Origin of the sequence: Pantoea sp. FN0307, from assembly GCF_050113815.1 — a bacterium.
Classification (GTDB): domain Bacteria; phylum Pseudomonadota; class Gammaproteobacteria; order Enterobacterales; family Enterobacteriaceae; genus Mixta; species Mixta alhagi.
The window spans coordinates 289211-302585 of record NZ_JBNJSO010000004.1; the positions used below are offsets into that span (position 1 = coordinate 289211).

9 protein-coding genes are annotated in these 13375 nt (G+C 51.6%); 5 read left to right on the forward strand and 4 right to left on the reverse strand.

Annotated elements, in window-relative coordinates:
- Nucleotides 1-4: 4 nt before the first annotated feature.
- From ldtD to ACQE3Z_RS14015, 3 genes are all read left to right on the forward strand, one after another.
- Nucleotides 5-1810: a L,D-transpeptidase gene (ldtD, locus tag ACQE3Z_RS14005; RefSeq protein WP_426974243.1), complete on the forward strand. Its 1806-nt coding sequence runs from the start codon at nucleotides 5-7 to the stop codon at nucleotides 1808-1810.
- A 185-nt stretch (nucleotides 1811-1995) separates the two neighbouring features.
- The gene (locus ACQE3Z_RS14010; RefSeq protein WP_426974244.1) at nucleotides 1996-2550 is read left to right on the forward strand and encodes a DUF882 domain-containing protein; all 555 of its coding nucleotides are present in this window, start codon (nucleotides 1996-1998) and stop codon (nucleotides 2548-2550) included.
- A 39-nt stretch (nucleotides 2551-2589) separates the two neighbouring features.
- The gene (locus ACQE3Z_RS14015; protein ID WP_426974245.1) at nucleotides 2590-3219 is read left to right on the forward strand and encodes an MBL fold metallo-hydrolase; all 630 of its coding nucleotides are present in this window, start codon (nucleotides 2590-2592) and stop codon (nucleotides 3217-3219) included.
- Nucleotides 3220-3262: 43 nt separating this feature from the next.
- Here ACQE3Z_RS14015 and ACQE3Z_RS14020 read toward each other — a convergent pair whose 3' ends face one another.
- The 4 genes from ACQE3Z_RS14020 to pncB form a co-directional block, all read right to left on the reverse strand.
- Nucleotides 3263-4453 carry an amino acid aminotransferase gene (locus tag ACQE3Z_RS14020; protein ID WP_426974246.1) on the reverse strand — a complete coding sequence of 397 codons (1191 nt, stop codon included), beginning with the start codon at nucleotides 4451-4453 and terminating at the stop codon, nucleotides 3263-3265.
- A 187-nt stretch (nucleotides 4454-4640) separates the two neighbouring features.
- Entirely contained in the window at nucleotides 4641-5723 is a 1083-nt protein-coding gene (ompF, locus tag ACQE3Z_RS14025; RefSeq protein ID WP_426974247.1) for a porin OmpF, read from the reverse strand.
- A 300-nt stretch (nucleotides 5724-6023) separates the two neighbouring features.
- Complete coding sequence (gene asnS, locus ACQE3Z_RS14030) at nucleotides 6024-7424, reverse strand: asparagine--tRNA ligase (protein ID WP_426974248.1); 1401 nt, start codon at nucleotides 7422-7424, stop codon at nucleotides 6024-6026.
- 195 nt (nucleotides 7425-7619) lie between these two features.
- Complete coding sequence (gene pncB, locus ACQE3Z_RS14035; RefSeq protein WP_426974249.1) at nucleotides 7620-8825, reverse strand: nicotinate phosphoribosyltransferase; 1206 nt, start codon at nucleotides 8823-8825, stop codon at nucleotides 7620-7622.
- Between the two features lie 252 nt (nucleotides 8826-9077).
- Between pncB and pepN the strand changes: the two genes are divergently transcribed.
- Together pepN and pyrD are read left to right on the forward strand one after the other, a co-directional pair.
- Nucleotides 9078-11693: an aminopeptidase N gene (gene pepN, locus ACQE3Z_RS14040; protein WP_426974250.1), complete on the forward strand. Its 2616-nt coding sequence runs from the start codon at nucleotides 9078-9080 to the stop codon at nucleotides 11691-11693.
- Between the two features lie 489 nt (nucleotides 11694-12182).
- Complete coding sequence (pyrD, locus tag ACQE3Z_RS14045; protein WP_426974251.1) at nucleotides 12183-13193, forward strand: quinone-dependent dihydroorotate dehydrogenase; 1011 nt, start codon at nucleotides 12183-12185, stop codon at nucleotides 13191-13193.
- Nucleotides 13194-13375: the final 182 nt, after the last annotated feature.

The window sequence follows — 13375 nt, forward strand, 5'->3', positions numbered from 1 at the left end:
AAGGATGTTGCTGGCAAAATATCAAGCACTGAAGAAAACAACGCTGGCTTGGGCAGTTGCAATCAGCCTGGTACAGGTATCAACCGCTGCGGCGGCAATTATTACGGCCGTGCCGGTAGAAAGAGCCGGTGAATCCATGAGCGCGGCGGCAGGACAACAGCAAATGTTGGCCGCATTGCCGCAGGGCGTTAAGCCTTTTTACACCGGCTCGCTGGCATCTCTATATGCTGCCCGCCAGATGCAGCCTGTCTGGCAGGAAAAAGAAGCGGTGCAGCACTTCCAGCAGCAGCTGGCGGAAGTGGCAATTTCTGGGGTTCAGCCGCAGTTTACCCGCTGGGTAGAGCTGTTAACCGATCCTGAAATCACCGGTATGGCGCGCGATATTGTTTTATCGGACGCGATGCTGGGCTACCTGCAATTTGTTGCTAACGTGCCGAAGCAGGGTGAAAGCTGGCTCTATAGCCGCGTGCCTTACAAAATGGCGCTGCCGCCGCTTTCGGTTACCAACCAGTGGCTGGCGGCGGTTGACGCCGGGCAGTTGACTCACTTCGTAAACTCGTTAGTTCCGCAGCATCCTCAATATACCCCAATGCATAACGCGTTGAAGCAGTTACTGGCGGATAACCATCCCTGGCCGCAGCTAAAAGATAAACAGACGCTGCGTCCCGGGCAGATCAGCGATGATGTTCCGGCGTTAAAAGAGATCCTGCAGCGTACCGGCATGCTGGCGGCGCAGCATGACGCGCCAGCGCCGAATGAGGATGCGGAAGCCGCCAATCCCCCACAGAGCGATCGGCTGGCTGTGGTAAGCCCTTCTGCAACACCTGTGGCTGATATGCCAGCGTCCACGCCGGATGCGCCGGGCAGTGTCGCCTCTTCACAACCGGTGGCGACAAACGACAATATTTATGGTCCCACGCTGATTGAGGCGGTAAAGCGTTTTCAGCGTTGGCAGGGCCTGCAAGCAGACGGGGCAATTGGTCCGCGCACGCGCGAATGGCTTAATGTGTCGCCGCAGCTGCGAGCCTCGCTGTTGGCGCTGAACATCCAGCGTTTGCGCCTGCTGCCGGATGATATGCGTAATGGCATCATGGTGAATATCGCCAACTATTCGCTGGTCTATTACGCGGACGGCAATGAAATCCTATCGTCCCGCGTGATTGTAGGGCGCCCCGACCGTAAAACGCCGCTGATGCGCAGCGCGTTAAATAATGTGGTGCTAAATCCGCCGTGGAATGTGCCTACTACGCTGGTACGCCAGGATATTATTCCCAAAGTTAAACGCGATCCCTCTTATCTTTATCAGCATGGCTATACCTTGCTTTCCGGCTGGAGCAATGATGCGGAGGTTATCGATCCCAGCATGATTGACTGGAGTATGGTCTCAGCAGCCACATTCCCCTATCGCATACGTCAGGCACCGGGCGCGCATAATTCGCTGGGACGTTTTAAATTTAATATGCCCAGCTCTGATGCTATCTATTTGCATGACACGCCAAACCATAATCTTTTCCAGAAAGATATTCGCGCGCTGAGTTCTGGCTGCGTGCGGGTAAATAAGGCTTCGGAATTAGCCAGTTTACTGTTGCAGAATGCAGGCTGGGATAAGGCGCGTATATCCAGTAGCTTACAGCAGGGCGATACGCGCTATGTTCCTGTTCGCCATCATGTCCCGGTAAATCTCTTTTATCTCACAGCCTGGGTAGCGGATGACGGCAAGACACAGTTCCGCACAGATATTTACAATTACGATACCCCTGCGCAGTCAGGCACGCGTATTCTGGCGCAGGCGGGCCAACTCCTGCTTTAATTATTGATTCAGTAAACTTTTTCCCGACTGTCGGTTGTTTCTGGCGGTCGGGTTATCGCCTGCAATTTCGTTTATTCTCACATTACTGCCGTTTACTACCTTGACGTCATTCGGAGTGGCGGTTAAGGTGCGGGCTTGTGTACTTTTTGCACGGTTCGCTTTCTTTTCTCAGGTAAACGCAATTTATGGCTAATTTTGATCCACAACGTCGTAAGCTGCTGGTTTTAGGTGGTGCAGCAGCAGGGCTTGCGCTACTTCCAGGCTCAGCTCTTGCCTCTGTTTCGACTTCCCGTCCTCGTATCCTTACGCTGAACAATCTTCATACCGGTGAAACGCTGAAAACCGAGTTTTTTAATGGGCAAAGTTACGATCAGGATGAGCTGGCGCGGTTGAATCACTTTTTCCGCGATTATCGGGCAAACAAAGTTAAAAACATCGATCCCAGGCTGTTTGATCAGCTTTATCGATTACAGACAATGTTGGAAAATCGTAAACCCATTCAGCTTATTTCGGGTTATCGCTCTTTAGCCACCAATAATATGCTGCGCGGCAAAAGCAAGCGCAGTGGGGTAGCAAAACATAGCTATCATACCCTTGGCCAGGCGATGGATTTTCATATTGAAGGGATTTCTCTGAGTAATATACGCAAAGCGGCGCTAAAAATGCGCGCTGGTGGTGTAGGATATTATCCACGTAGTAACTTTGTGCATATTGATACCGGGCCGGTGCGCCACTGGTAATGCAGTGAACCCCGCCAGCTGTGCGGGTCATGGAGCTTTATGGATTATCATATTATTACCGTAACGGCATTTGCGCAGAACTGCTCGTTAATTTGGTGCAGTGAAACGCATGAGGCTGCGCTGGTCGATCCCGGCGGCGATGCGGAACTCATTAAACAACAGGTTGAAGCGAAGAAGGTCACGATAACCGCCATATTGCTTACCCATGGTCATCTGGATCATGTAGGGGCTGCCGCTGAGCTGGCCGCTTATTATGGCGTAGAAATTATCGGGCCGCATAAACTCGATGCCTTCTGGCTGGAAGCTCTGCCAACGCAAAGCCAAATGTTTGGTCTTGCGGAATGCGCGCCGCTTACGCCCGATCGCTGGCTGGAAGAAGGGGAGACGGTACAGGTTGGCAATGCGACGCTGGAAGTTTTGCACTGCCCTGGCCATACACCCGGTCATATTGTTTTTTACCACCGTGCCGGGCGGTTATTGATATCCGGCGACGTTATTTTTAACGGCGGCGTAGGTCGTACAGATTTCCCACAGGGGAGCCACCAGGCGCTGATTGATTCCATTAAAAATAAGCTGCTGCCGCTTGGCGATAATATCACCTTCATTCCCGGTCATGGGCCAATATCCACTTTAGGCCGTGAGCGTATCAGTAATCCTTTTTTAATCTGAATAATCAAAATGGGCCCGCAGGCCCATTTTTTACGTTATCGTTTTATAAAACCGCAACGATTGCTTCGCACAGGGCGGCCATATTATCTGGCGTCATGCCAGCTACGTTAACACGTCCTGAATTCACTGCATAAACGCCAAACTCTTCACGCAGGCGAATCACCTGATCTTTACTCAGCCCGCTAAAAGAGAACATCCCGTTCTGATGAGTAATAAAGCTGAAATCGCGGTTAGCGCCTTTTTCCTGGAGCGTATTCACAAACAGCTGACGCATGCGGTGAATGCGCTGGCGCATATCCGTTAATTCCTGCTCCCAAATCGCACGCAGCGCATCATTACCAAGAATGGTGGCAACAACGGCGGCACCATGCGCCGGAGGATTAGAATAGTTTGCGCGGATAGTATATTTAACCTGGCTGAAAGCGGTATCGGCTACGCTGGCATCTGCTGCGACCAGCGTAAAGGCACCCACGCGCTCATTATAAAGACCAAAGTTTTTGGAATATGAACTGGCGACGATGAGTTCTTCATGACAGGCAGCAAAAATTCGCAGGCCTTCTGCATCTTCTTCCAGACCACGCGCAAAGCCCTGATAGGCAAAATCAAACAGCGGCAGCCAGCCGCTTGCCTTTGACAGCTGCGCCAGCTGGGCCCACTGTTCTGCGGTAGGATCAATACCCGTTGGGTTGTGGCAGCAGCCGTGAAACAGCACTACATCTCCTGCTTTAGCACCACGCAGGCTTGCCAGCATCGCGTCAAAATCGAGCTGATGGCTCTCTGCATCATAATAATCATATTCGCATACTTCGAGACCGGCAGCACTGAAGACGTTTTTATGGTTTGGCCAGCTGGGATTGCTGATCCAGACGCGTTTTGCGCTGGTTTGCGTCGCTAAAAAATCGGCGGCTACGCGCAGGGCACCGGTTCCGCCTGGCGTCTGGGCGGTGCGGGCGCGTTTTGCGCTAACAATGGTGCTCTCCTGTCCAAACAGCAGTGTCTGGGTGCAGCGGGCAAAGTCAGCCAGCCCATCAATGCTGAGATAGTTTTTCGTGGTTTCGTTTTCCAGCAGGTACTGCTCGGCTTTTTTAACGCTGGTTAATACCGGCGTTTGCCCGGTTTCATCTTTATAGACACCGATGCCAAGGTTGATTTTATTCGGGCGGTCATCGTTGCGGAAAAGATCGGCTAAACCAAGAATAGGATCGGCGGGTGCAGCAGTGATATTTTCAAACATGTGAGAGGTCCGTAAGCTTCAAGAAAAGCGAAATGAGACCTCAGGTTAACGCCAGAAAGTTGAAAAGCCAACCGTTTGCGAGAAAAAGAATAGTGAATAAGATGGTTGAAAAAAGGGCAAATAAAAACGGGGCCTTTGGCCCCGTTTTTTAACCTTATCAGCGCAATATGCTCTGCGGCAGGCTGACTTAGAACTGGTAAACCAGGCCCAGTGCTACGATATCATCTGAATTCACACCCAGTGCGTTGTTGTCATCAATCTGGTTGATACGGTAGTCAACGTAGGTAGACATGTTTTTGTTGAAGTAGTAGGTTGCGCCCACATCAATATATTTAATCAGGTCAACGTCACCAACGCCTTCAATGTCTTTGCCTTTAGTCTGCACATAAGCAAGTGAAGGACGCAGGCCAAAATCAAACTGATACTGTGCAACCAGCTCGATATCCTGAGTTTTATTCGCGAAGCCAGATACCGCGCCAGCACCAGCAACGTTACCAGAGATACGAGTGGCGTTACGGCCTTCACCATAGCTTGCAGCCAGGTAAACATTATTCGCGTCATATTTCAGCGCGGTGCCCCAGAATTCAGCGCGGTCGCCGCTACCCAGTGCAGCAGTATTCTGCGCATTGGTACGATCCTGAGAGCTGTAAGCACCTACGATGCCAACACCGATCGGAGAAACATAAGAGGTTGAGAAGCCGTAGCCGTCGCCGTTAGAGCGCTGCAGATCGTCACGCTCGTTTTTACCCTGATACTGAACCGCGAAATTCCAGCCATCAACCAGACCAAAGAAGTTGCTGTTACGGTAAGTTGCTACACCGCCAGTACGGCCGGTCATGGTATCGGACTGGGCAAAGTCACCACCGAACTCAGGCAGGATATCAGTCCATGCCATCGCGTCGTAAGCAACGCCGTAGTTACGGCCGTAATCGAAAGAACCGTAGTTACCGAATTTCAGACCGGCAAAGCCCAGACGGGTTTTGTTACCATCCTGAGCATCAGAACCTTCAGAATTGTTTGCCTGAACGTTGTATTCCCACTGACCGAAACCGGTCATCAGGTCATTAATCTGGGTTTCGCCTTTAAAGCCGAAACGAACATAGGTCTGATCGCCATCCTCGCCATCGTTATCAGAGAATTTATGCAGACCTACTGCTTTACCGTACAGATCCAGCTTGTTACCGTCTTTATTATAAATTTCCGCTGCGTTGGCTGCACCGGCAGCTAACAGAGCAGGGATAACTACTGCCAGAATGTTGCGCTTCATCATTTTTTATTACCCTCATTGGAGTTATTTGGACACCTGCCACTGCCGTCAAGAATTATTTACAAAGGCTTGATCAGAGTTTGGTGTCTTCCTGTGTCTGCAGGCATCTTTCCATTCGCCGCCAGGTAATTCTACCTCGAAAATGCTACTAAACCCTAATAGTGGTTTCAGAAAGAAAATATGTATTTCAAAATGTAAAATCAATGGAACTTTGTGAGATACCTCAAAATTTACAAAAATAAAAAAAGGCTGACAAAGTCAGCCTTTATATATATATGAATTTCTTATGTTTAATGACAGTTTTTAGAAGCTGGCATTACGCGGTGTGCGTGGGAAAGGAATAACATCCCTTACATTTTGTACGCCGGTGACATAAGCGATCAAACGTTCAAAGCCTAAGCCAAAACCAGAGTGGGGCACGGTGCCATAACGACGCAGGTCGCGATACCACCAATAATCTTCTTTATTCAGGCCCATTTCACTGAGACGCTGGTCCAGCACATCCAGACGCTCTTCACGCTGTGAACCACCGATAATTTCACCAATGCCTGGCGCCAGCACATCCATCGCCGCCACGGTTTTACCATCTTCATTAAGGCGCATATAAAAAGCCTTAATGTCTTTAGGATAGTTTTTCACCACAACCGGCGCCTGGAAGTGTTTTTCCGCCAGATAGCGTTCATGTTCGGAAGAGAGGTCGATACCCCACTCAACCGGGTTTTCAAACGTCTGACCGCTGGCCAGCAGAATATCGATAGCATCGGTGTAATCGACGCGGGCGAAATCTGCCGTGACGAATTTCTCCAGGCGGCTAACGGCTTCCTTATCAACGCGCTCGGCAAAGAACGCCATATCGTCCGCACGCTCGCTTAACACCGCTTTAAAGACATACTTCAGCATCGCTTCTGCCAGATCCGCTGCATCGTCGAGCGAAGCAAACGCAATTTCCGGCTCCAGCATCCAGAATTCCGCCAGGTGGCGACTGGTATTGGAGTTTTCGGCACGGAAGGTTGGGCCAAAGGTGTAGATTTTTGATAAGGCGCAGGCGTAGGTTTCGCCATTCAGCTGCCCGGAAACCGTCAGGAACGCTTCCTTACCGAAGAAATCTTCACTGAAATCAACTTTGCCCTGCGCATCACGCGGCAGGTTCTCTAAATCCAGCGTAGAGACACGGAACATTTCACCGGCACCTTCGGTATCGGATGCGGTGATCAGCGGCGTGGAAACCCAGAAGTAACCATTTTCATGGAAAAAGCGGTGCAGCGCCTGAGCCAGCGTATGGCGCACACGCGCAACGGCGCCAATGAGATTGGTACGCGGACGCAGGTGAGCAACTTCGCGCAGATACTCAATACTGTGACGTTTTGCCGCCATCGGATAGGTATCGGGATCTTCTACCCAGCCAACCACCTCAATAGCCGTCGCCTGAATCTCAAAACTCTGTCCCTGGCCCGGAGATTCAACTACGTTGCCCGTGACGATAACGGAACAACCGGTTGTTAAACGCAGCACTTCGCTCTGGTAATTAGGCAGAGAATTATTGACGACAGCCTGAACGGGATTAAAGCAGGAGCCGTCATACACGGCGACAAAGGAAATACCGGCTTTTGAATCTCTTCGGGTACGTACCCAACCGCGCACGGTGACTTCTTCGCCAACCGCAACCTGGCCGAGCAGTACGTCCGCTACAGGCACAACGCTCATAAAGTTCTCTCTTTATTAGTTCGAAAATAAACAGGTTAACCCCGAATTTAGGGTTAATCTATGTTACTTGCCGTCCGGCAGGACACAAGCAGAATTCACCGTCAGGCAACAGTTTTCTTTTTATTTCACGAATTAATGAATATTAGAGAAGAAAATAATCGCCAGCGCGCTGAAAAATCGCGCTGGCCATAAGCGTTAGCTGGCTTTTTTCACCAGGGGAAGATCGAAGGCTTTACGCAATGCGCGCACAAAGGCTTTATCCTGGCAGATAGTTTTGCCCGGGCTGTCGGAAAGTTTAGCCACCGGTTTGCCATTGCATTCCACCAGCTTGATCACAATATTAAGCGGCTTAACGCCGGGAATATCGCAGGTGAGGCGGGTGCCAATACCGAAAACAACATTGGTGCGCTGACCAAAGTGGCGATAGAGATCCACCGCTTTGGTGAAGTCGAGGTTATCGGAAAACACCAGCGTTTTGGTTTGCGGATCGATATTCAGCTTTTGATAATGCGCCAGCGCCTTTTCACCCCATTCCACCGGATCGCCTGAGTCATGACGCAGACCCTGATAGCGATGGGCAAAGCCGGGTCCAAAATCACGCAGAAAAGCATCCATGGTGATGCAATCGGTCAGGGCAATGCCGAGCCTGTCGTCATACTCATCCAGCCAGGCCTGTAACGCCGCGCGTTGACTGTTAGCTAATACCGGACTGATTTGCTGATGCGCCTGGAACCACTCGTGCGCCTGGGTACCTACCGGCGTAATCGCCAGCTGACGAGCAATATCATAATTGCTGGAGCCGATAAGCCACGGGAAATCGCGCTGCAGCGTACTGACAATAGCCAACTGCACATCGCGCGAGAAACGACGTCGGGTGCCGAAATCCATCAGGCGGAAGCGCGACATATCGATATTCTGCGTGAGCAGCTTAAAGCTGCTGATTTTTTCCAGCAGGCGATCCACGGCCATTTCCGGCGTCGCCTGCGGCGAACGATGACGATGAACCACTTCGCTAATCAGCGCCAGCAGCGGAACTTCCCACATAATCACTTCGCGCCACGGGCCGCTGATACGAATATCCAGCTTGCCCGCATGATTACGTACTTTTACCTGGTCCGGGTTATAGCGAAAGGTTTTCAACCAGTCCAGGTAATCCGTTTTAAAAAAGGGCAGGCCAGCAAGCCAGGCGTATTCATCATCAGAAAGCGCCAACTGGCTCATCAGCGCGATCTGAGCGCTAATTTCATCGGCATAGATACCTAACAGATCGTCGCCCCGGCAACGGAATTCTGCGGTAACGGTCACGTCGTGATAACGATGAAACACAGCCTGTTGCATATGAAGCTTGTAGGCATCGGTATCAAGCAGCGTGGTTAAAATCGGGGAAGCGTATCGTGTCATGGTGCGTTTCAGCATCCTCTCGCGCGGGGCGTTTCCGTAGGTGTATACAGGTCGCAAAGATAAAAAGTATAACCTGCCAGCAGATTAATAGAAGCCAATCACAGCATAAAACCCGGTGGGAGGTCGAGAGGAAACGTGCCATTGTAAACAGGATGTAGCATTAACTGCGAAAAGCTGGGTTTCAACATGGCAAGCCAGGCGCAACCGGAATAGACTTAGCGGGTTAAACCATTGTTGATACGAGAAGAGTTTATGACGCAAAAGCCGCAAGTAAAGTACCGCCATGACTACCGGGCTCCAGATTACACCATCACAGATATTGACCTGACCTTTAATCTGGACGCCAGCGTGACCCGTGTCACCGCTGTCAGCAGGGTTAAACGCCTTGGCGCGAATCAGGCCGAGCTGCGTCTGGACGGTGGCGAGTTAACGCTGGTCTCGCTGAGGGTTGATGATCAGCCGTGGGAGGCTTACCGCCTGGAAGAGGGCGCGTTGGTGCTCACTGGCCTGCCGGATAATTTCACGCTGCACATCATCAACGATATTCACCCGGATAAAAACAGCGCGCTGGAGGGATTGTATCAATCTGGCGAGGCGCTTTGTACGCAGTGCGAGGCGGAAGGTTTCCGTCATATTACCTGGTATCTGGATCGTCCCGATGTGCTGGCGCGTTTCACCACGACGCTGATTGCCGATCGGGCGCGTTATCCGTTCCTGCTGTCAAACGGCAACCGCGTTGATGCCGGACAGATGGATGATGGACGCCACTGGATTAAGTGGCAGGATCCTTTCCCTAAACCCTGTTATCTGTTTGCGCTGGTTGCCGGCGATTTCGACGTGCTGCGCGATAGCTTTACTACCCGCTCTGGCCGCGATGTCGCACTGGAGATCTACGTGGATCGCGGTAACCTCGACCGTGCAGACTGGGCGATGACCTCGCTGAAAAACAGCATGAAATGGGACGAAGAGCGCTTTGGCCTGGAGTATGACCTTGACGTCTTTATGATCGTCGCGGTGGATTTCTTTAATATGGGCGCAATGGAGAATAAAGGTCTGAATATCTTTAACTCCAAATATGTGCTGGCAAAAGCGGAAACCGCAACCGACAAAGATTACCTTGGCATTGAAGCGGTGATCGGCCACGAATATTTCCATAACTGGACCGGTAACCGCGTCACCTGCCGTGACTGGTTCCAGCTCAGCCTGAAAGAGGGGTTGACGGTATTCCGTGACCAGGAGTTCAGCTCCGATCTCGGCTCGCGTGCGGTTAACCGCATTGATAACGTGCGCATTATGCGTGGCGCGCAGTTTGCTGAGGACGCCAGTCCGATGGCGCATCCGATTCGTCCCGAGCGGGTTATTGAAATGAACAATTTCTATACGCTTACGGTGTATGAAAAGGGTTCGGAAGTGATCCGCATGCTGCATACGCTGCTGGGCGAAGAGAATTTCCAGAAAGGGATGCAGCTCTATTTTGAGCGCCACGACGGCAGCGCTGCCACCTGTGACGACTTTGTACAGGCGATGGAGGATGCTTCCCACATCGATCTGACGCAGTTCCGCCGCTGGTACAGCCAGTCCGGTACGCCGGTGCTGAGCGTGCGTGACGATTATAATCCGGAGCTAGAGCAATATACGCTGCACGTTACGCAAACGACGCCGCCAACAGCCGATCAGCAGGAGAAGCTGCCGCTGCATATTCCGCTCGATATTGAGCTGTATGATGATCGGGGCGAGCCGATTCCGCTTCAGCACAACGGTGAGCCCGTTCATCATGTTCTGAACGTGACGGAAGAGTTCCAGACCTTTATTTTCGATAAGGTCTGGCACCAGCCGGTGCCTTCGCTGCTGCGTGAGTTCTCCGCGCCGGTTAAGCTGGATTACAACTGGAGCGATGCTCAGTTAACCTTTCTGATGCGCCATGCGCGTAACGATTTTTCGCGCTGGGACGCCGCGCAAAGCCTGCTGGCGACCTATATCAAGCTCAACGTGGCGCGTTTCCAGCAAGGGCAGGCGTTATCATTGCCGCTGCACGTGGCTGATGCTTTCCGCGCGGTGCTGCTGGATGAACATAGCGATCCGGCGCTGATGGCGTTGATCCTCACCTTACCGAGCGAAAATGAAATTGCTGCCCTGTTCGATACTATCGATCCGGAAGCTAACGCTGCGGTGCGGGATGCGCTGATGCGTACGCTGGCCGTTGAACTGGCTGATGAGTGGCTGGCTGTCTATAACGCGTATCAAACGCCGGAGTATCGTGTCGAACATGCGGATATTGGCAAACGTGCGCTGAAAAATGTCTGCCTGAGCTATCTGGCGCTGGGCGACGCGACACTGGCAAACCGTCTGGTCCAGGCGCAGTATCAGCAGGCTAATAATATGACCGATGCGCTGGCGGCGCTTTCAGCGGCGGTTATGGCGCAGCTTGACTGTCGTAATGAGATGCTGAGCGCATGGGATGAGCGCTGGCATAAGGATGGCCTGGTAATGGATAAGTGGTTTACGCTGCAGGCCACCAGTCCGTCGCTGGATGTGCTGACGCGCGTGCGTGCGTTGCTGAATCATCGCTCCTTCAGCATGGGCAATCCAAACCGCGTGCGTTCTCTGATTGGCGCTTTCGCCTCGGCTAACCCGGCGGCTTTCCATGCCAGGGACGGAAGCGGCTATCGCTTCCTGGTAGAGATGCTGACCGATCTCAATAGTCGTAACCCTCAGGTGGCGGCGCGAATGATTGAGCCGCTGATTCGTCTGAAACGTTACGATGACGATCGTCAGCGTATGATGCGCGAAGCGCTGGAGCAACTGCGCGATCTGGACAATCTCTCTGGCGATCTCTATGAGAAAATCAGTAAGGCGTTAAGCGCGTAATCACCTTAAAGGGCGACGAACTCAGCGTGAGTTGAGCACTGGCAGAGCATAAAGATGTACAAAGCGCGGTTTAAGGCATCCTTACAAAAACGTTCCGCTGCCGGTCGCCCGGCACTTGAGTCAGGAAAACTTTTCAGGGCAGCCATAGCTGCCCTTTTTAATGCCTGCCGTCACCGTTGATGAGTTACCAGCAGAACGGTGAAGCTCTGCTGACATCAGAGTTTTCAGTCAGCGCCTGCAATGTATAGCCACTCCTTATAATCATTAGTTATCGATTAAAAAGTATTGAGAACGAATAGTTGCATCCTGATAGCGCGTGCGGCGGCTTTTAAATGATTTATCCGGCAATAAAAAGCTGTTTTTGCGCTAAGGCAGAACAGCGAGGGGAAAAGGTGTGCTAAAGGAGCGCTGGTTTAACAATTCTGGCTTTTTATGGTGGTTATACCGGATAATACCGCCCCGTTTGCCACCGGGAATTCAGGAGAGTCCATGTTTTACCCCCTCGCACGTAAAGCTTTGTTCCGTCTCGACGCTGAGCACGCCCATGAACTGACGCTACAGCAGCTACGCCGCATCGGCGGTACGCCGCTGGAAGGGCTGATTCGCCAGCGCTTGCCTGCACGTCCCGTTAAATGTATGGGGCTGACTTTCAAAAATGCGCTTGGCCTGGCAGCCGGGCTGGATAAAAACGGCGAGTGTATTAATGCGTTCGGCGCGATGGGCTTCGGTTTTGTTGAGGTGGGAACGGTCACGCCTCGTCCGCAGCCGGGTAACGACAAGCCGCGTCTGTTCCGCCTGATTGAAGCGGAAGGGATTATTAACCGCATGGGATTTAATAATCTGGGCGTGCATCAGCTGGTTGAAAACGTTAAGCGCGCCAACTTTAATGGCATAGTGGGCATTAATATCGGCAAAAATAAAGATACGCCGGTAGAGCAGGGCAAAGATGATTATTTGGCCTGTATGGAAAAAGTCTACCCTCACGCCGGTTATATTGCCGTTAATATCTCCTCGCCGAATACGCCGGGTTTAAGAACCCTGCAATATGGTGAGGCGCTGGACGACTTACTGATGGCAATAAAAGCACAGCAGAAGATTCTGGAAAAGCGCCATCTGAAATATGTGCCGGTTGCGGTAAAAATTGCGCCCGATCTTTCGGAAGAGGAATTGGTGCAGATTGCCGATAGCCTGGTTCGTCATCAAATTGATGGCGTCATCGCCACAAATACCACGCTGGATCGTTCGCTGGTGAATGGATTGAAATATAGCGAAGAGGCGGGTGGTCTTAGTGGGCGTCCGGTGCAGCAGCGTAGCACCGAAGTGATTCGCCGTCTGGCGCAGGAGCTGCAGGACAAATTGCCGATTATTGGCGTAGGCGGTATCGACTCACTGATGGCAGCGCGTGAAAAAATAGCTGCCGGCGCAACGCTGGTACAAATTTATTCCGGCTTTATTTATAAAGGCCCGGATTTGGTAAAAGAGATTGTGACTCATCTCTGACCTTTTTTGAAGAATCTGGCCGGGGGCTTTTAATCTGTTCCCGGCTGGTTTATATTTTGTCTATTCCTTGTTCGTTTCAGGAAATATTATTCGCGGCAGGTTAATTCTTTTTTATGTTTTGAGCGCTGTCAGTTCAATTGATATCGCGCAATAAAGTAGCCTGTTTTTGCAACCCTCAACTG